This is a genomic window from Sphingobacterium sp. PCS056, from assembly GCF_023273895.1.
In the GTDB taxonomy this organism is placed as follows: Bacteria; Bacteroidota; Bacteroidia; order Sphingobacteriales; family Sphingobacteriaceae; genus Sphingobacterium.
The window spans coordinates 4,594,197-4,614,169 of the sequence record NZ_CP096883.1 but is presented as its reverse complement, the minus strand read 5'-3'; the positions used below and the strand labels follow the sequence as shown (position 1 = coordinate 4,614,169).

20 protein-coding genes are annotated in these 19,973 nt (G+C 34.4%); 9 read left to right on the top strand and 11 right to left on the bottom strand.

What is annotated here, in order from left to right; translation table 11 throughout:
- Positions 1-1,725, top strand: coding sequence for a hypothetical protein (locus tag MUB18_RS19375; RefSeq protein WP_248754285.1), 1,725 nt, complete (start codon positions 1-3; stop codon positions 1,723-1,725).
- A 414-nt stretch (positions 1,726-2,139) separates the two neighbouring features.
- On the opposite strand, the gene rplI is transcribed toward MUB18_RS19375, so the two are convergent.
- The 7 genes from rplI to MUB18_RS19340 form a co-directional block, all read right to left on the bottom strand.
- Positions 2,140-2,583, bottom strand: a complete 444-nt coding sequence (rplI, locus tag MUB18_RS19370) for a 50S ribosomal protein L9 (protein ID WP_045754297.1) — start codon at positions 2,581-2,583, stop codon at positions 2,140-2,142.
- A gap of 15 nt (positions 2,584-2,598) precedes the next feature.
- Positions 2,599-2,862, bottom strand: a complete 264-nt coding sequence (rpsR, locus tag MUB18_RS19365; protein ID WP_021191490.1) for a 30S ribosomal protein S18 — start codon at positions 2,860-2,862, stop codon at positions 2,599-2,601.
- The gene (gene rpsF / locus MUB18_RS19360) at positions 2,862-3,230 is read right to left on the bottom strand and encodes a 30S ribosomal protein S6 (RefSeq protein ID WP_045754298.1); all 369 of its coding nucleotides are present in this window, start codon (positions 3,228-3,230) and stop codon (positions 2,862-2,864) included. The genes rpsR and rpsF overlap by 1 nt, the downstream gene beginning before the upstream one ends.
- Positions 3,231-3,328: 98 nt before the next feature.
- Positions 3,329-4,207, bottom strand: a complete 879-nt coding sequence (dapA, locus tag MUB18_RS19355) for a 4-hydroxy-tetrahydrodipicolinate synthase (protein WP_248754284.1) — start codon at positions 4,205-4,207, stop codon at positions 3,329-3,331.
- A 29-nt stretch (positions 4,208-4,236) separates the two neighbouring features.
- Entirely contained in the window at positions 4,237-6,270 is a 2,034-nt protein-coding gene (gene ligA / locus MUB18_RS19350; protein WP_094773549.1) for an NAD-dependent DNA ligase LigA, read from the bottom strand.
- 120 nt (positions 6,271-6,390) lie between these two features.
- A complete protein-coding gene (locus MUB18_RS19345) occupies positions 6,391-7,422 on the bottom strand; it encodes a glycosyltransferase family 2 protein (RefSeq protein WP_045756173.1) in 1,032 nt (343 codons plus the stop codon).
- Positions 7,419-8,285: a lysophospholipid acyltransferase family protein gene (locus tag MUB18_RS19340; protein WP_094773550.1), complete on the bottom strand. Its 867-nt coding sequence runs from the start codon at positions 8,283-8,285 to the stop codon at positions 7,419-7,421. The genes MUB18_RS19345 and MUB18_RS19340 overlap by 4 nt, the downstream gene beginning before the upstream one ends.
- A 90-nt stretch (positions 8,286-8,375) precedes the next feature.
- On the opposite strand from MUB18_RS19340, the gene MUB18_RS19335 reads away from it, so the two are divergent.
- Together MUB18_RS19335 and MUB18_RS19330 are read left to right on the top strand one after the other, a co-directional pair.
- Entirely contained in the window at positions 8,376-8,987 is a 612-nt protein-coding gene (locus tag MUB18_RS19335; protein ID WP_045756175.1) for a WbqC family protein, read from the top strand.
- Between the two features lie 65 nt (positions 8,988-9,052).
- Positions 9,053-9,733, top strand: coding sequence for an outer membrane beta-barrel protein (locus tag MUB18_RS19330; RefSeq protein ID WP_045756176.1), 681 nt, complete (start codon positions 9,053-9,055; stop codon positions 9,731-9,733).
- Between the two features lie 24 nt (positions 9,734-9,757).
- On the opposite strand, the gene ppk2 is transcribed toward MUB18_RS19330, so the two are convergent.
- Positions 9,758-10,567, bottom strand: coding sequence for a polyphosphate kinase 2 (ppk2, locus tag MUB18_RS19325; RefSeq protein ID WP_094773551.1), 810 nt, complete (start codon positions 10,565-10,567; stop codon positions 9,758-9,760).
- A gap of 421 nt (positions 10,568-10,988) precedes the next feature.
- Between ppk2 and MUB18_RS19320 the strand changes: the two genes are divergently transcribed.
- The 5 genes from MUB18_RS19320 to MUB18_RS19300 all read left to right on the top strand — a co-directional run bounded on the left by MUB18_RS19320 (position 10,989) and on the right by MUB18_RS19300 (position 16,184).
- Positions 10,989-11,753, top strand: coding sequence for a DUF3050 domain-containing protein (locus MUB18_RS19320; protein ID WP_248754283.1), 765 nt, complete (start codon positions 10,989-10,991; stop codon positions 11,751-11,753).
- Between the two features lie 91 nt (positions 11,754-11,844).
- The gene (locus MUB18_RS19315) at positions 11,845-12,753 is read left to right on the top strand and encodes an endonuclease/exonuclease/phosphatase family protein (RefSeq protein WP_248754282.1); all 909 of its coding nucleotides are present in this window, start codon (positions 11,845-11,847) and stop codon (positions 12,751-12,753) included.
- 179 nt (positions 12,754-12,932) lie between these two features.
- Positions 12,933-13,367: an FKBP-type peptidyl-prolyl cis-trans isomerase gene (locus tag MUB18_RS19310; protein ID WP_248754281.1), complete on the top strand. Its 435-nt coding sequence runs from the start codon at positions 12,933-12,935 to the stop codon at positions 13,365-13,367.
- Between the two features lie 150 nt (positions 13,368-13,517).
- Positions 13,518-13,889, top strand: a complete 372-nt coding sequence (gene folB / locus MUB18_RS19305) for a dihydroneopterin aldolase (RefSeq protein ID WP_248754280.1) — start codon at positions 13,518-13,520, stop codon at positions 13,887-13,889.
- Between the two features lie 1,656 nt (positions 13,890-15,545).
- Positions 15,546-16,184, top strand: coding sequence for a peptidylprolyl isomerase (locus MUB18_RS19300; RefSeq protein ID WP_248754279.1), 639 nt, complete (start codon positions 15,546-15,548; stop codon positions 16,182-16,184).
- Between the two features lie 40 nt (positions 16,185-16,224).
- Here MUB18_RS19300 and MUB18_RS19295 read toward each other — a convergent pair whose 3' ends face one another.
- On the bottom strand, positions 16,225-16,971 hold the full coding sequence (locus MUB18_RS19295) for a metallophosphoesterase family protein (protein WP_045752224.1): 747 nt from the start codon (positions 16,969-16,971) through the stop codon (positions 16,225-16,227).
- Between the two features lie 239 nt (positions 16,972-17,210).
- Between MUB18_RS19295 and MUB18_RS19290 the strand changes: the two genes are divergently transcribed.
- Complete coding sequence (locus tag MUB18_RS19290) at positions 17,211-18,071, top strand: DUF808 domain-containing protein (protein ID WP_094773554.1); 861 nt, start codon at positions 17,211-17,213, stop codon at positions 18,069-18,071.
- Positions 18,072-18,641: 570 nt separating this feature from the next.
- On the opposite strand, the gene MUB18_RS19285 is transcribed toward MUB18_RS19290, so the two are convergent.
- Complete coding sequence (locus MUB18_RS19285) at positions 18,642-18,860, bottom strand: hypothetical protein (protein ID WP_045756062.1); 219 nt, start codon at positions 18,858-18,860, stop codon at positions 18,642-18,644.
- Between the two features lie 175 nt (positions 18,861-19,035).
- A complete protein-coding gene (locus MUB18_RS19280; protein WP_248754278.1) occupies positions 19,036-19,839 on the bottom strand; it encodes an alpha/beta fold hydrolase in 804 nt (267 codons plus the stop codon).
- Positions 19,840-19,973 lie beyond the last annotated feature (134 nt).

The following is a 19,973-nucleotide window of genomic DNA, read 5'->3' as shown; positions in this document are numbered from 1 at the left end:
ATGTTTTTGATAAAACTTATCCATCATATTTATACCCTACTTTCTTTTACAAGATTTAAACACCTTTCATTACTCTTGGTTTTATTTAGTTTTTTTAAAGGATACGGGCAGCAGCAACTTGCTGCTGATATCCAAATGCCTGCTTTTCCAAGCACCACAGTTGGTCAGGTTTTTCAGGTCTTACAAGAAAAACAAGGAACCTTATTCTCGTTTAATAGCAATATCCTCCAGATGGATAGTACACTTCATCTTGCGGCATATCAGGGTAATTTATTTGGTTATCTCGATTATATTTTAGGGAAGGAATATAGTTTTAAAGAATTGGGGAAACATATTATCGTACAATATACCCCACAGCGCATGTCTGTAGATTTTGAAGTACAGACTCACGACAAAAATAAAGTAGTGATCATGGGTTATATCAAAAATATCAGAACAAATAGGCCTATCTCTGATGCAAGTATTTTTGACCGAGATGCTCTACTTTCTACTTTAACAGATCACAATGGTTATTTTGAACTGGATATTAAGAAAAAAAGTAGTTTGATCGCTGTCAACGTGAGTAAAGAAATGTTTCGTGATACAAGTGTGATGGTTATTTTTCCGATCGATGCAAAGGTCGATCATAAAAAGCGTCGATATGGTTACTTTTCAGGATATGAAGAGCACAAGGGGCTTTATCAATCTTTTTTTGGAAGAGTATTTTTATCTCCTGCGCAAAGTATTCAAAATATGAATCTCGGGGGGCTCTTCCTATATAGTCCTTATCAGATTTCGATGACACCCGGATTAAGTTCACATGGTTTTATTCGTTCGCAGATTGTCAATAAATTTTCGATGAATATACTTGGAGGATCAACTGCTGGCGTAAAGGGAATGGAGATAGGTGGGGTTTTCAATCTCAATCAATACGACATGGAGGGATTGCAGGTGGCGGGAGGTTTTAATGTGGTCGGAGGCCGAGTAAAAGGGGTGCAGATCGCTGGATTATCTAATCAAGTGTTTGGTGACGTTCAAGGAGTCCAACTAGCAGGAGGGGTGAATAAAGCGGATACAGTGAAAGGAGTACAGATAGGTGGAATTGGTAATCTGATCAAAGAAGGTGCTGGCGCAACACAGTTGACTGCCGGATTTAATTACAGCAAAGGTGTGGTCACGAATCAAGTTGCAGGGATTGCCAATCGTGCAAAAAAAGTCAAAGGAATCCAATTGGCTGCTGTGGTCAATATGGCAGATAGTAGTGATTATCCAATTGGCTTATTAAACTTCATCAAAAATGGAGATAAGAGTCTTTCCTTATCTATCGATCAAGATGAATATCTGGCAGTACAGTTTAGATCAGGAGGGCGTATATTATATAGTGTCTTGGGAGTAAATGTAGCTTTAGCTGACGATCATATTGCGAAATATGGTTTTGAAGCGGGTATTGGTGCAGTTCTTTTACATGGCAATAAATTTATGTTGCGTGCTGAAATTTCAAATCGTAATCAGCTTACTCATAATTTTAAGCTTTTGTCCAATAGTCATTCTAGTTTTAGAATGATTCCAGAGCTACGTTTAAGTAAAAACTTATCTTTATTTGTAGCACCTAGTTTTAATTACCTTAGCAAAGAAGACAGTCCGGTAACGCAGGCTGGTAAATCATTATGGAAGATTTGGGGTGGGGATAAAAACAACTCTAAATTGTTTGGTGGCGGTGCAGCAGGAATTATGTTAAAATTGTAATGACATGATCTCATCGCTGTTTTAGGGATAACATCTAGGATTTTAACACGATATTATCATGCTGTTTGAATTTCTGCAAGAAATCGGTTATGGTAGATATTGGAAATAAGTGATAGCATGTCAATACATGGTCGTGGTTGGATAGGTTATATGAAAATAATGGGATATCGATGCACACTGCGTATAAGTCAATCGATCTGAGACTGAAATAGGTGAAATTGTATGTATTGAATGGTATGGATATATAAAATAGGGACATGCAGTTGTAGATAATTAAGAAAGAGGGTAAATCAACTAGTCTTGATTTACCCTCTTTCATATCATATCCTTCTATATGCCCGTGTGCATATGATGTCATAAAAAAAGGAGATAATCGAAATTATCTCCTTTTGTATATGTTATACCGAATATCTATTATTCAGCAACTACTTCGAAAGGAACTTGAACTTTCACTTCTTTGTGTAAGTTTAAGTTTGCCAAGTATTCACCAATTTCTTTAGGTTCTACTTCGAAAGTAATACGACGACGGTCAACATCAAAACCTTTAGCTTTTAAAGCATCAGCAATTTGAATGCTGTTTACTTTACCAAAGATTTTACCAGTTTCACCAGCTTTAGCACCGATTGATAACTTGATAGTTTCCAATTTAGCAGCTAATTCAGTAGCGTCTTTTTTAATTTTATCTTGTTTGAACTGAGCTTGTTTAATGTTTTCAGCTAAAACTTTCTTTGCTGATACAGTCGCTTGAATAGCAAATCCTTGTGGGATTAAATAATTACGACCGTAACCTGGCTTTACATTTACGACATCATTTTGCTCACCTAAGCCTTTGATATCTTGTTTTAAAATAACTTCCATGTTCTCTAGTCCTCCTTATTTTAATGAATCAGCTAAGTAAGGCAACAAACCGATGTGACGAGCACGTTTTACAGCTTGAGCTACTTTACGTTGGAATTTCAACGATGTACCAGTTAAACGACGAGGTAAGATTTTACCTTGATCATTTACGAATTTCATCAAGAAATTAGCATCTTTATAATCGATGTATTTGATACCATTCTTTTTGAAACGGCAATATTTTTTACGATTGTCCTCTACTTTAGGGGCAGTTACGTATTGGATATTTTCGTTAGCCATTAGTTTGATCCCTCCTCAGTTTTAGTTTCCGCTTTTTTGTTGAATGCACCGCTACGTTTTTTCTCGCTATACGCTTTAGCATGTTTGTCTAAAGCAATAGTTAAGAAACGCATAATACGCTCATCACGTTTGTATTCAACCTCTAATTTATTGATTAATTCTCCTGGAGCCTTGAATTCAGTTAAGTGATAAAACCCAGTTGTTTTTTTCTGGATTGGATACGCTAATTTTTTCAAACCCCAATTGTCTTCAGCGACAATTTCGGCTCCGCCTTCTGCTAAGATGTTTTTGAATTTTGCGATTACTTCTTTCGCAGCATCTTCAGAAAGCAACGGGGTAAGAACGATTACAGATTCGTACTGTTGCATTTTGTTAAATAATTATGTTTATTAATTTTTTTCTCCGTACTTACGGAAGTGCAAAGATAATTAATAGATTTTAAATATACAATGATTACTTTTCTATTTTATTTCAATTTTTGCATTTCTACCTGTATAGCAGCTTGCGTATTGGCAGATACTGGTATTAAAGGTAAACGTACGTGATCTTGACCGATGCCTATTTCTTGTAAAATATATTTAACTCCACAAGGATTTCCTTCTACAAAACATAAATCTGTTATTTCCAAAAGGGAATTGTGAATCGCTCTTGCTTCTGCATAGTTGCCAGCTGTACATAAAGCTGCTAATTTTGATACTTGCGCAGGATAAGCATTTCCAACAACGGAAATAATACCTACCGCTCCTAAAGCCATCATTGGCAAGGTGGCAGGATCGTCACCAGATATTAATAAGAAGTCTTCAGGCTTGTCTCTCAAGATCTCGTTAAATTGAGCAAAATTGCCAGAAGCTTCTTTTGTTGCTACTATATTTTTAAAATCTTTTGCCAGACGTATTGTTGTCGCTGGAGTCATATTGCTTCCTGTACGTCCTGGTACATTATATAAGATGATGGGTAGAGGAGATGCCTCAGCTATCGCTTTGTAGTGCTGATAGATCCCTTCTTGTACGGGTTTGTTATAATAAGGAGAAACTGATAAAATAGCACAAAATCCAGCTGGATCAAAGTTTTTGATCTGCTCTACTATTTCAGCTGTATTATTTCCACCAATACCCGCAACCAATGGCACGCGCGCATTCACCTGTTTGACAGTGAAATCCCAGATACGCTTTCGTTCTTCTTTGGTAAGAGTGGCTACTTCGCCAGTAGTACCTAAAGAGACTAAATAATTCATACCTGAGTCGATCTGATAATCAATTAGCTGTGCTAAAGAATCAAAATCAACTGTTCCATCTGCGTTGAAAGGTGTAACTAATGCTACACCAGCTCCATGAAGCTCGTTCATTGTATTGTTTGTAAAGATTAATATTTAATTTATATACTTGTTGTATTGTTGATCAAAGCTAATAATTCATCTTCATTGATCATCTTAATATTTAGTTTTTCTGCTTTTGCTAATTTTGAGGGACCCATTTTGTCGCCTGCTACGAGATAACTTAATTTTGCTGAAATGCTCGATACCATTTTGCCACCATTGCTTTCAATAAGCTCGGTGAGTTGTTCTCTCGTGTGATTTATAAATACGCCAGATATGAGAAATGTTTGGCCGACCAAAGTTTCACTATCCAAAATTACTTCTTTCTCTTCAATTTCAAACTGTAAACCATAAGATTTTAGTTTTGCGATTAACTCTTCATGCGCTGGGATGTGTAAGTATTCATGTATACTTGCTGCAATTCGGATCCCTATATCTTGCACCATCGCGATTTCTTCAACTGAGGCTGCTTTAATGGCATCGATGGTCTTGAAATGTTGTGCTAATTTTTTAGCTATTGTTTCTCCGACGTGTCGAATCCCTAATGCAAAAAGTAATTTTTCAAATGGTTTCTCTTTGGATTTCTCGATCCCTTTCAGCATATTGTCAATGGACTTCTGTCCGAAACGATCTAATTGCTGTAATTGATCTACATGGTCTTTTAGCCCATAGATATCAACAACATTTTTGAGAATTCCTTTTTTATAAAACGTTTCTATTGTTTCATCACCAAGTCCTTCTATATCCATCATTTTGCGACCGATAAAATGTTGCATTTTTCCAATAATCTGAGGGGGGCATCCATCTTCATTGGGGCAATAATGAACAGCTTCGCCTTCTTGGCGGATGAGTTCTGTGTGACATTCTGGACAATGTGTTGGATAAACATACGCTGGAGCATTTGGAAGTCTTTTGTCTTCATTTGCCGCAATGATCTTGGGGATAATTTCACCTCCTTTTTCGACAAAAACAGTATCGCCCTCATGGAGATCAAGTCTTGCGATTTCATTGGCATTATGCAAAGAAGCTCTTTTAACTGTGGTACCAGCTAAACTTACAGGTTTTAAATTGGCAACGGGAGTAACTGCTCCAGTACGTCCGACTTGGTAACTGATGGATGTCAACTGTGTTTCTACACGCTCTGCTTTGAATTTATATGAAATTGCCCAACGTGGATTTTTAGCGGTAAAACCTAATTCTTCTTGTGCGCCATAGTCATTTACCTTAATTACAATACCATCGATTTCATAACTTAGATCGTGTCTTTTTTCATCCCAATAATCAATAAAACCAAAAACATCATCTAACGATTGACATTTTAGTGTATGTTCACAAACGTGAAATCCCCATTCTTTTACAGCTTGAAGGCTTTCCCAATGGTTGTGAAATAGCTTGTTTCTATTGTCACAGTACAAAAAGTATAAGAAACAGTCTAAAGGTCTTCTAGCTACTTCTGCTGAGTCTTGTAATTTAATTGTTCCTGCAGCAAAATTACGCGGATTGGCATAGGTTTGTTCTTCGTTTTCTTCTCTTTCGGCATTTAATCTTAAAAAGGCATTTTTATGCATAAAGATTTCACCCCTGATTTCGAACTCTTCGGGATAGTGACCTTTTTTTAAGTGGATAGGGATACTTCTAATTGTTTTGATGTTGTTGGTCACTAAGTCTCCTTGTGTACCATCTCCACGAGTTACAGCTTTAACAAGTTTACCTTGTTGATAAGTAAGGCTTATAGATAGGCCATCAAATTTTAACTCACAGATGTATTCAAAGTTGTCACCTATTATCTTGCGTACTCTTTGATCAAAATCACGAAGATCATCTTGGTTATAGGTATTACCTAGTGACAGCATCGGCCAACGATGTCTGACTGTTTCAAATTTAGAAGTTACATCTCCACCTACTCGTTGCGTAGGTGAGTTGGGATCAGCAAATTCAGGGTATTGTAATTCTAATGTTTGAAGCTCCTTTAATTTTTGATCGAAATCATAATCTGAAATCAGGCTTTGTGCCAACACATAATACTGATAGTTATAGTGGTTGAGCTCCTGCGTTAGTGCAGTTATTTTTTGTTCAATATCCATGGATGACATGTTGCGAATTTACAAATAAAAAGTACGTTTAATCAATTTGCGAATAGAAATTAATAAAAAATGCAGCTATGAATAAGAGCTGCATTTTTATGCGTTTTTATTTGCTGTAAATAAAGACGTTTAAAAAAAGCAATCTTGATCTAAGTCTGAAAATTTTTGCTTCTTATCTAAATAATAATCAGTGATTATTGATTTTTTATATTGACCGGTCTTATTTTCTATTCCGGTATGGTTGTTTCTTTTTTTAGCGTTTTTGAAAAAATTAAGGAAGAAAGATTGATGAGCCCGGCTCACTGCCCAAGCATCTTTAAACTTTCTGTCAAAAAGAAATTTTAATAATGCAATAAAATCAAACCAGATTCTTATAAATATGGTTGTAAATACCTGACCGATAGGTAGGTTTTTTTGGAGCATATATAGATTATTTCTGAAATTTAAATACGTTTTTTGAGGGTTGCTCGCATTTAAGGTTCCGCCACCGACGTGGTAAACTGTTGATTCTGGGCAATATCCGATACGATACCCCATTTTTTTCAAGCGCCAGCACAGATCTATTTCTTCCATATGCGCAAAAAAATCTTCATCTAGTCCCTTTGCTTCTTTCCAGGCATGGCTCTTTATGAATAAAGCCGCTCCTGATGCCCAGAATATTTCTTTGGCTTCATCATATTGACCCAAATCATATTCTACCTTATCCATGATACGACCGCAGCAAAAAGGGAATCCAAAACGATCGAGATATCCTCCTGCAGCTCCTGCATGTTCAAATTTTGCTTTATTATGGAAGGCAAGTATTTTAGGTTGTGCCGCAACCAACTTGTCATCTCGTTCCAACATGTCAATAACAGGTTCGATCCAATTTGTGGTCACCTCTACATCAGAATTGAGCAGAACAAAATAATCTGCGTCAACACGTGATAGAATGTGGTTATATCCACCTGCAAAACCATAGTTTTCGGTGTTTTCTAGTATGGTAATTTTTGGGTATGAAGCACGAACAAATGATAATGAGTCATCTGTAGATGCATTGTCTCCGATTATAAATTCAATATTTGGATAACTGCTGTTATATACGGAAGGTAAAAATTTTTCTAAGAAAAATCTCCCGTTCCAATTTAAAATAACTACAGCTACTTTAGGGTAATTTTTCATTTTCTACGTTTTCTTTTCCATCTTCTGTGGGTCCAAAGCCAATACTCGGGTTCTTTGCGGATTATTTTTTCCGTAAAAGCATTGTGAATATGAGTAATTTCCTTATCTGAATATGAAGATGGATCTTCAATTAATGTTGTGAATTTACAAAAATAATATCCTCTTTTTTCTTTTCTTCCAATATGGCAAAATACAACAGGTCCATTAGTCATTTTAGAAATGCGCTCGACACCCGTGTAGACAAGAGTTTCTTGATTTAGGAATTGCAAAAAATAATCAGCGTCCGAATATAATGGGGCTTGATCTGCAACAAAAACACTCACACTTGGCTGACCTCTTAGTTTAACCAAATGTCTCACGATTTGTTTCATGGGTACCATAATAGCTCCAAATCGAGCACGAACTTCATTGTAGACCTGATCAATGATTTTATTATTGAGTGGTTTGTATACGATGAGGGTGGGTGCTTCTGTGATAGCACCTAAGCGATGGATTCCATATTCCCAATTGCAATAATGGGCGGTAACGGCGATGACTGTTTTATTTTGTTCGAGATGTCTTTTTAATTCGTGTTCATCTTCAAGTGTAATTCTCCGGTTAACTTCTGCACGGCTGATGGTCTTAAATTTTAGACATTCTAAAAGCAGATCTGGAAAAAAACGGTAAAATTTCTTGGCTATCGTGACGATTTCACTTTTACTTTTTTCTGGAAAAGAGTTTTTAAGGTTTTCAAATACGACATCTTTACGATATTGAATAATATAATATAAGATATAGTATAAAATATCAGATAAAAGATAGATGAACCAAAACGGCAGCAAAGCGAAGAGATATAAAAGTGCTGATAGTGCTTTTTGTTTCATGTATACTTTGTAACTATTGTAAATCTTAACTGCAAATATCCCTAATTTAAGTTATTTTTGCCCTAGATAAAGTAAAATTCAACGATTTTTATGTCAACTCATTTATTATTAACGACTTGCTACTTACCCCCAGTTTCTTATTTTCATTGTATTCAACAAAATGCGTTGCCTATTTTGATTGAGAAGTTCGATAATTTCCAAAAACAAACCTATCGATCAAGAGCACGTATTGCGACTGCGAATGGTATACAGGAATTGATTGTACCTATTCAGCATAGTAAAAGAGAACGTTCTCCAATGTCTGAAAAACGAATTTCTTATGAATTTGATTGGCAAAGGTTGCATTGGTTAAGTCTGCAGGCGGCCTATCGAAATTCTGCCTATTTTGAATATTACGAGGATGATTTTGCTCAATTTTATACGAAAAAGTTTGACTTTTTATTTGATTTCAATATTGCTCAATTAGAACTTTTATTAAAGTCATTAAAATTGAAACGTGAATTGTCTTTTACAGATGAGTATTTTAGAGCAGTGCCCGATGCGTTGGATTTTAGAGATCGTATTCATCCTAAGAAAGAAAGCCTTCTATTAAATCCTAAACCTTATTATCAGGTTTTTGAAGAGAAGAATGGCTTTTATCCAGACTTAAGTATTGTGGATTTATTGTTTAGCCAGGGTCCGCAATCAAAAAATTATTTTTAATATATTTAAGCTTGTACAAAACTTTTCGATGCTATTATTGTTTTGCAATAATAGATTCATTTTTTATGAAGAGAATTTTAACGACTATTTTTTGTCTGTTTTTGTGTTGCTCTGTTTTTGCTCAATCTGGTGTCGATACTTTACATTATCGTAAGGTTTACTATTTTGGAGGGACAGGTATGGGCTTTCCGTTGGGTAAGACTAAAGAGGTTTTATCACCAAAATTCTCTGGTAGTTTAGGATTGGACATTTCTTTAAAAAATCCTAAATATTATCTTTATCCTGCTTTATATACATTGTCTTTTGATTATGATCAAAAAATTCAGGATAATCAATATCCTTTTAAGATCGAGGATGCAAATGCTAATTTTTACACTTTTTCATTGGCAGGAGGCATTCGTAAGCAACTGAAAAAATTGAATGCTTATGCTTATGCAGGTCCCGGCGTGGGTTTGCTGACCGAACCTAGGGTAAAGGTGGATGCGATGAATAATATTGCTAAAATTGAAAACCAGAAGAAATTTTCTTTTTCTGGTAAATTAGGTGTTGGTGCTGACTATCGTTTCAATGGTTTTTTCCTCGGTTTGGAAATCGGCTATCTGCATTCTTTTAATAAAATTCAAGAAACACCCATCAATATTATGACTGTCATGGTTGGACTAAAGTCTGATATAACAGGATTAGGTGATAAGGTGATTAAAGTAATCGGTGTGGAAGGGTCAATTAGTGGAAAAGAGCAGCAATAAAATGCTCTTTTCCATGAACGGATCTTAGTTGTGGATTTTAACAAAATCTTCTAATTTTTCTCCTTTTTGATCTGAGATTTGGTTGATAATAATCTTAAAGGCTTCTAGACGGGCTTTTTTCTTATTATCCGTTTCAATTTCAATCCATGGTGACAGCTTTGTTCCAGTAGATTTAAATAATGTTTTGATATAGCTGGTGTAATCATTCCATTTTTCCTGAGCTTGTTGGTCTAGCGGTCCAATTTTCCATTGTTTAAGGACATCAGTTTTTCTTTCCTCCAATCTTTTAGCTTGCTCTTCTTTAGAGATGGTTAAGAAAAATTTGATTAAGATAATACCGTCTTGTATCAACAGCTCTTCGACTTCATTGACTTGTTTTAAAAACAGGTTGTGCTGTTCTTGGGTGCAAAATTCAAAAACGGGCTCGACTACTGCTCGATTGTACCAGCTTCTGTCGAAGAATACGATCTCGCCGGCATTGGGCAGCTGCTTGAAGTAACGTTGAAAATACCATTGGGTGGATTCTTCTGCTGTAGGCTTGGGTAGACTCACTACACGTAGTTTTTTAGGATTTAAATATTCAACTAACCTTTCTATAGTACCACCTTTGCCTGCCGCATCCCTTCCTTCGAAAATAATCAGGACACGTTTGTTTTCTTTAATGACTTTATTTTGAATTGACGTGAGCTCAATTTGTAACTCATGTAATTCTTTTTCATATTCATATGTTTCTAAAAACTTTTTTTCCTTAATTACCTTTTGATCGATTAAGTATTGAAAAACCTCTTTGTTGTTTAAAATGTTTACGAAATCTTCTAAATTGAAATCTGCCATATTGATGGTGCTTTAATGTATGTGACAATGCTATAACAATAAATATACGGGAGAAGTTTAAAGTAACTTGCATATTGCATTATTTATTTTAAACAAATAATAAACGGTCACATATCACGTTATATAATAAAAGCATGTGCTCGCAAAGGGATCTGTAAGAGCATAAATTATTTTTAAAATGAGATTTAAAAAATAATTTTTTTAAAAAAAATATAACGAAGCACAATAATTCAAAAATGCGGTCGTTTTAATTACAAATACTTTTCATAAAATAGGTTAATATATGGCTAACGATAAGCTTGAGGTTCCCCACTTCAAGCTTTTCTATTTTTAAGTAACGTATGTAAATAGGAAGTCAATTTTTTTTTAAACTGAGGAGTTCTCATTTTGAGAACCTATTTTTGCGTTCAAATCATTAGAAATGGAACACATTAAAAACGTTAATGCCTATATTGCGGTCGAAAGAAATCAACTCCTTGTCCATCCTCTTTATTCTAAAATAAAAACTATTGAAGATCTGCAGGTTTTTATGCAGGGACATATCTATGCAGTTTGGGATTTTATGTCGCTATTAAAGGCATTGCAACAAAAACTAACCTGTACAACTACTCCATGGTATCCTTCAAAATTTCCCAACACGAGATATTTAATTAATGAAATTGTTGTTGCTGAGGAATCGGATGAGTATATCGACGGTAGAAGATTAAGTCACTTTGAGATGTATCTGGATGCGTTGCATGCGCTGGGAGGGGATAGCCATGAAATTAATCAATTTTTGGAACAGGTATATGCAGGTTCCGCAGTATTGCAGGTGATCGAAGATAGTGCTTTGCACCCCAATATAAAAGAGTTTTTGGCATTTACTTTTGATGTTATCGAAAATGGTAGCGCACATGAGATCGCTGCAGCATTCACATTTGGTCGCGAAGATTTGATTCCCGATATGTTTTCATCGATACTGAAAGAGATCCAGCTCAATTTTCCAGACTCTAATTTAGAAAAACTATTGTACTACTTTGAGAGACATATCGAGTTGGATGGTGATGAACATGGGCCGCTGGCGATGAAGATGATTATGGAACTCTGTGGTGATGATGCTTCGAAGTGGAAGCAAGTTGAAGAAGTTTCTAAATTAGCCTTAGAAAAGAGAATTAAATTGTGGGATGCGATTGATTCGGCGTTATAAATGATTGATGGAAGTTTAATTATAGGATTATTGTAATTTAATATAAGCATTCTATATTTGTCATAGATCAATAGACTAGTTATAAGCACTTATGTTTTTTCAATACATACTAGAAGTATGGAAATCTTTGACAAGAAGAAGAGTCCGTGTTTTTATCGAAGAAAAAGAATATGAATTGCTCGATGCTAAATCGGGCAATTTTTCTGTTATTACCTATAATATCGCGGGACTTCCTCAAGTAATCTCATCTGCTAAAACAGATCGGTCTTCTAGTATTGCACATATTGGGTCGCTCGTGAATGATTTTGATGTCGCCCATATTCAAGAGGACTTTAATTATAACTATTATTTGTACCAAAGCGGTAATTTGCATCCTTATCGTACGATCAGTATGGGATTAGCTATATTTGGTGATGGACTGGATAGTTTGTCTAAATATCCGATCACCAATTTTAAGCGGGTCGAATGGCAGAATAGGACCGGTTCTGATCGATTGACTCCAAAGGGCTTTAGTCATTGTACGATGCATCTTGCTTTGGGCGTTGCGGTTGATTTTTATAATATTCATGCCAATTCACAGGATCACCCTAGGGCTGCAAAAGCTAGAAGAGCAAATTATCTTCAGTTGGCAAATTATATCAATAAACATTCCGTTGGAAAAGCTATCATAGTCGCCGGAGATTTCAATTCCCATTTTGCTTTTTCAGAAGACAATCTAGAAGAATTTATGGTTAAGACGCATTTGCAAGATAGCTGGATAATGCTCGAGCGTGATGATGTGATGCCTACGATAGATCCTTTATTTTTATGTATGGATATTATGGATATCGATAATGAATCCGAATCGATTGATAAAATCATGTTTAGAAGCAATGAACAGATCACTTTGATGCCAAAAAAATATGAAGTGGAACGCGAAAAGTTTGTAGATAAATTGGGAGAACCGTTATCGGATCATTGGCCGGTTTCTGTTGTTTTCGATTGGATGATAAATGAGTAGCGGATACTTGCTATTTTTTTGAGTTTAGATATAAATGCTCAAGAACGGAGAAGGTATAGGAATGGGGGAGGAGATCATCTGAACTAGTGTAAAATTATGATAAAGAATGAATCTGTGTTATATAGCTTTAAAATATTATTGTGTATAAAACAAATTCTATAATTTTGAAAGAAAAATATATGGCTAACGCAACAGGATATTTGAAAAAGTTACGCTTAGAGGCTAAAAAAAATTTAATTGAGGGCGAAGTGTTTCTTAAGGAAAATGCGCTGCGGGATACAGTTATTAGTTTACCGTCGGGTTTGCAGTATGAAATCATTGTGGAAGGAACAGGTAAAAGCCCAAAATTGACCAATAGTGTCAAATGCTTTTACGAAGGCCGGCTCATCAACGGTACTATCTTTGATTCTACAGAGAAACGTAAAAAGCCTGCTTCGTTTCCTGTTAACGAGGTCATCGCTGGTTGGACCGAAGCCTTGCAATTGATGAAGGAAGGTAGTAAATGGCGGTTGTTTATTCCAGCTTCGCTAGGGTATGGTGAATTGAGTGTTTCAAAAGAAATTGGTGGAAATGCAGTATTAATATTTGAAGTAGAATTGGTTTCTGTTCATTAGAATAAGTGATGACACACGGTGCTCTGGTTTTGCTATAAAATCTTTCAATGAGCATGCTCAACAAGGTTACTTGCCATCATAATTAATCTTTAAGCTTTTTTAATGCGTTCATATCTCGCATTATTCAGAATAAAAATATAGGTTTGTAGTATGAAAATATTGCAAACCGTTTCTTTGGAAGATGTTCGTGTATTTGCTCCCATAGGATTTTACGAGGAAGAGCAGATCTTAGGAAATGAATTTTTGGTACATGCTGTAGTAAGTTTTGATGCAGGAATCGATGATCATGAAAATTTAGATAAGACTGTTAATTACGAGATCTTATATCAAATCATCCATCAGGTGATGAAACCTAAACGTAAACTTTTGGAGTCGGCGGCTCATGAAATTTTGAAAGCTATCCATGCAAAATTTTCTTTTGCGAAAACAATCGATGTATCTATTAAAAAATTGAATCCCCCTTTTGGTGGTGATTCTGCTCATTCAAAAGTTGCCGTTCGTTACTGTAGCTCATCTTGCTGATAAAGCGTACAAAGATCATCAATGAAAGTGATATCTCTTTAAACAAACAGTCTCGTCTGTTTTTAAGAAGATGACGGATATTGGTATAGTAGGCATGGTTCAACACATCATCAAAGATAAGGTCTAGATTAGGTCTTGTCTTTTTTTGTGTCCTATCTTTTATGTTTGATGTCAGCAAGGAAGGGGGGGAGGGATCTAGGTAGTGAGAACAATTTATAATTATTGTTTATCACATATTTTTTGAAGAGGTAGCTGTTGCCTCAATATATCATAGGTTAGCAGTAGGCAGATAGGATTTATTTTTCAATGTTATTGATTAATGGTTGTCTTATATCATCTTTTAGTTTATATGTTGATTGCATGTGTTTGTAATTGAGTATTTTATTTGTATTTACGATGTTTTGGATAGTTTGAGCTCAGTGATCATGAACATTTTTTTGAAGGATATTTCAGTTTAATTTTACAATTTTTTATCATTCGAAATGTCCATCAATGTAGGTTAATTGAAATCAAAATCTAAAATAGAAGTTATTCGTAATGTGAGCTTAATAATATCTTAAGTCAACTCTTCTATTTATCTTTTTTGAATTAAGGTGTATATAAGGCGATATATCGTATTATTTACCTAAAGGCTTACCCTGGTGTTCGAAGTGAAAAGATAAGCTTACATAGGGCATTAAAATTGTTGAGTTGAATTGCTGAGATCACGTGACATGTAGCTTGGACTTTTGTAGGTGATAGGCCGCATACTTAGGTCATTAAATTATATCGTTTCTTTAATGAGCCATGCAAGACTAGAAAGGATGATTATTTACAGTTTTTGAAAAAAATAAGTTAAATGATAAATTTTATGATAAAACTAAAGGTTTATATATTTTATGCTTTAAATCTGGTTTGTAGTGTTTTATAATGTAAATTTTATTCCATCTGTTGCAACAATATACTTCTGGAATATCGGAATCAAATTTGATTCTAATATTTAGTTGAAGATGTTTTTTTTGAAAGATGAACCAGCTATATGCCTGATTTGTGTCCTTAATAGTCCTGTCACAAACTTAAAAGCTCTACTTTAATTTATATCATACTAAGGCTAATGAGTATTGATGTGGGTGTTAATGTTTTTATGTATTCATTGTCAGTTATTTAAAGTTGTTTTTGCATATATCTGTATCTATAATTGCAACGTTATTTTTATTGCTATTATTTTTAGTATTTCTCATATTGGAGAGCAAAAGATTTATAAAAAATACATGGGTCATATAAGTTAGCGTAATTTAATTAAAAATAGCATTGCGAATTTCATAATTATAAATACAATAAATTTGTTTTTCAAATTTTTATATTATCTTATGTAAAGTTATTGTTTACATATTTTTCATAAAAAAATGGATAACTTATTTCGGTTTATCAACTATTTAGTTAACGCATAATTATGCTTTTTTCAATCATAATTATCTTAAAATTTTGATGTCATAAATGGTAATATCTCATGCGGGTATAAAAAGTGAATGAAGGTGGCAGTTCTTGGCTTTTGTAATGATACGATGATTTCAAATAAGGTATCTAAATAGTAGGATTGATGAAGTTGCCTTTAATATTTGGAGTGTTGTTTTATATTTATTAAAAAATGAATTACCTTCATTCAAATTTTATTTTATGAAAAAATTCATACTCTTACTTTTATGTTTGTTCGTTGTATTAGTTGGAAAAAGTCAAACACATCGTTTATTATTTCAAACGGATTACGGAAACTTTAAAGTTCTTTTATATGATTATACCCCCGAACATCGTGATCTTATCTTAAAATCTATTGAGGCAAAAGTTTATAAAGATGCTTTGTTCAATCGCATTATTTCGGATTTTGTGGTGCAGGGGGGAGAGCATGATATTGATATTGAAAAGCGTGAGGCTGCAGATCCAACAAAGCAAAAACCACGTCTTGTTCCAGAATTTAACGAAAGCGCATTTCACAAAGTTGGAGCTTTGGGGGCAGGAAGAGATGGTAATTCAGAAAAGGCATCTTTCCTGAATCAAATCTATTTTGTAGTTGGTAAAAAGATAACAGCAAGTGAACTTGATGCTTTGGAATTGAAAAAGAATATTAAGTATACAGCTGATCAGCGTTCAACTTATTTAAAAATTGGGGGGCAGCCTCGATTAGATCATGATTTCACCGTGTTTGGAGAAATTTACGAAGGTTTGGATGTGATTTTAAAAATCAGTAAAGTGAAAACAGACTCTCAAGATTATCCGTTGCAGCAAGTTCGCTTTGAACTATCAGAAATTAAAGATTAAGATTTTGATACCTCGCCCATTCTTCTATAAATGGATGGCGCTATATCGTTGTATTGATCTGTGGTGATCGTAAAAAGTCGGCATAAAAATCAGGTATTCCACTGCCTTTTATTGCATTCGTTACCGCTGAAATATCATAAGGGATACGGATGATTTTAGCTTGTATCTTATCTTCTAATAGTTGCAACAAGAGATAAGTGGCATCTCTAATTTCTTCCTTTGAACGGCCGACCGAACCGGTGTTCATGGCCCATTTGTTAGCAATAGGTTTGATATAAGAAATATGCGTGTGGCCCATAATCAATATGTCAGCATTTGTTTCGTCGAATATCTGTTTAAAAGTGATGTCTGGCTCTGATTCGTAGAGGTATTGTTCATTGCTTTTTAAGCTACCATGCACCAACTGGATACGCCAATTTTTGGTTTTTACTTTAAAATCGAATTGCATTGAATATGGAAGCTGACTTAAATATAGCTTGTTTTCTTCATTTATGATCTTTTTAGAGTGATTAATGGCTTGTATGCGGCAAGCTGTTTCTTTTTCATCATGCTTTTCCAAAGGTATTACCGGATAGTCAAATGCAATACGTTCATCGTGATTTCCCATGATACATGGGATCTTTTCTGCTCGGATACATTCGATTACTTCATTACCCCAGGGAGCAAAATCCACCAGATCACCGAGACAATATATGTACCCAATTTTTCTTGCGTCAATATCTTCTAATACGGCTTTCAATGCTGGTAGATTGCCGTGTATATCGCTAAAAATCGCTATCTGTATCATCTTATCATTTAGAGGTAATAAAAGTAACGTAATAGATCAAGTATTTATGGTGTTTTTTACAGATTTAATAGCTGTTTGTAGTTATTTTTAACTTTTAATATAGCACTTTTTTGAACGCTCATAGGGCTAACAATAGCCATTAAAGCCATCGTTTTTTTTCCACTTCAAATAAAAATTAGAAAATATAAATGAAATTCGAAATCATTTTATATTTTGCCCTCTTAAATATTTAAATACATATGGCTTCAGGTATATTTGCAATATTGGACGATATTGCTGCTTTAATGGATGATGTTGCGGTTACAAGTAAAATTGCTGCGAGTAAGACCGCAGGAATTCTAGGTGATGATTTGGCCGTAAATGCGGAGAAAGCAACTGGATTCCTCTCTTCTCGTGAAATTCCAGTATTATGGGCCATTACAAAAGGTTCATTAATTAATAAAGTTATAATTGTACCGATAGCCTTGTTGCTTAATGTTTTTTTTCCTATTGCAATTAAATTTATTCTGATTATAGGCGGTATCTATTTAGCCTATGAAGGTGTTGAAAAAATCATAGAATACCTGTTTCATAGGCAAAAAACTGGACATGAAGTGGTTGTTGAAAATGAAGAAAATAATACGGAACTAGAAAAAGTAAAAGTTAAATCTGCGATTACAACTGATTTTATATTATCGGTTGAGATCGTTATTATAGCTCTAGGGACAGTATTGAATGAAAGTTTAACCATTCAGATTTTAACGGTATCTGTGGTCGCTATATTTGCGACAATCGGTGTTTACGGTATCGTAGCTTTGATAGTCCGTATGGATGATGCCGGATATAGATTAATTAAAAGGTCAGACAATCAGGGGGTTGTTTCAAAATTTGGATATCTGTTAGTAAATTCTTTACCCATTGTCATTAAATTATTGGCAGTGGTTGGAACTATCGCATTGATATTAGTATCCGGTGGTATTTTTGATCATAATATTGATTATTTACATCATTTTCTTCCTACTGTCCCATCTATGGTAAAACAGGTAGGTTATGGGGTAGTAGCGGGTTTATTGGCGGTTTTGCTGATGACTGTTGGTAAAAGGGTTTTCGCTAAAAAATGAATTAATTGATGCTATTATTATGATTGACGGATTATATCTATGTTACAGGTCGTCAACCGTGAATAGGTTAGAGAAAATTAAGTAGCTCTCTTTACAAAGAATGATGCTGCTTCAATTATTGTTTTATATCGATAAAAAAATACGCAATGGACAATTGATGGGGCAGGTTTAATGGTAATTGTAAATAGTAAGTTTTTAGTATCAACATAATATACTAAATGGGGATGTTTAAAATTTATCCTCAGATACATAAAACATAAATGAAATATGTGCGTTACTTTTTTAGATAATCACATCATGCATTTAACTATTTTAATCATGTTCAACCTTCTGTACCTGCTAGCCTTCATTATTCTTATATTAATAATTGTTTTTTTATACAAAGTATACTTCAAATGTTACCATAAGTGGGAAGCACGCGAAGTAGATAATAAATACCCGGTTTGGTTTTGTGTAAAATGTGGTATAATGAAAAAAGAATCATAAAACAGCAGTATCTCAAATTTCTTTATCTTAATTTTTGGATGTGAAGAAAGGAGCTTATATTTATAAAAAAGAGTAGGATCATACCTACTCTTTTTTATGAATATATCTTTTTAGGGTGATTATAGCTCCTAATTGAAATAAAGTCGTTGCTTGATGTTTACGTTTAAGATCATTCATCGTTTTTTCAATGGAAGATAGGCTGTAAGGAACTACCCCTTTGTTTTTTAACTCAATTGAAATTTCTTGTTGTGTCTTTCCTTTAAGGAGTGAGTCTATAATTAGCTTTTCAAATTCAGTGTGCATGTTATAAAGTTAAACATTTTCTAATAACTGCTTTTATGTTTCAACAGGGAAACCTCTTTAAACAATGAAATTATCGAAACCACTACTTTCTATCGGATTTATTGCATATGCATATTTTGAGCGTTTTTTATGTTTGGATGGGCATTAAAGGCATCAATATTGATCTGATTTGTTTTTATTTGACCAGTTGATAAAGTTTTATAATTTCTTGAGTCACTAATTCCGGATCGTCATAGAAAACATAATGTTCGGCATTTTCGGCTAAAATATAGGTACGATTTTTTTTATCCAATGCAAATCTTTTTACTCCATTTTTAAAGTGTTGTCTATCTTCTCCCTCAAATGGAGTGATTCCAGAGGCGATGATGGTAAGCGGTGTTTCGATAGCAGGTGCAACTTTGCGCATTACTTCACTAGTATTTTCATAGTTTAGAACAAGATGATAAAATCCTATACTTTCCTTTTTAATTGCTGCAATGCTATCTATGAATAGATTTTTCGTATAGGTGGCTCGTTGCGAAGTCATAAAATAAGGACTTACGATGTCAATAAACACTGCGCCTTTAACTTTATTCGGGTTATTAGAGATGAATTTCATAACATAATTTCCTCCTAATGAGTGGGCTACAAAGAAATAATTTCCCGTAAACTTCAATTTATTGAGCGCTAAATCTAGATCTTTGACCTCAGTTGTAATATTGATGTTGTTTGTGTCAATTTCGCTTTTTCCAAATCCGGCACGATCGTAGGTTATGAGCGGTACCTCGATTCGTTGACTTAGCCTTTTACATATTTCTGTCCAGACAGAGCCATCATTACCAGCTCCAGATTCGAATATAATAGGTATTCCTGCGCCGGTTTTGATATTAAAATGTAGTTTGTGACGACCTACATCTACCAGTGTATCTATCGTCTGACCGATAGCGGCTGCTTGAAATAGCATCATCATTGCTGTGATAAGCGAATACATTATTTTCATATTATGTTTTATATGTCACCATTGTTCAAACTTAGATAAATTTGTTCATTTGTGTGATATCCAAGTGGGGTTATATCAAATTAACTGATTAAATAAAGTGGAGCGACGTTATAGTTGGTTTACACATAGTTAGT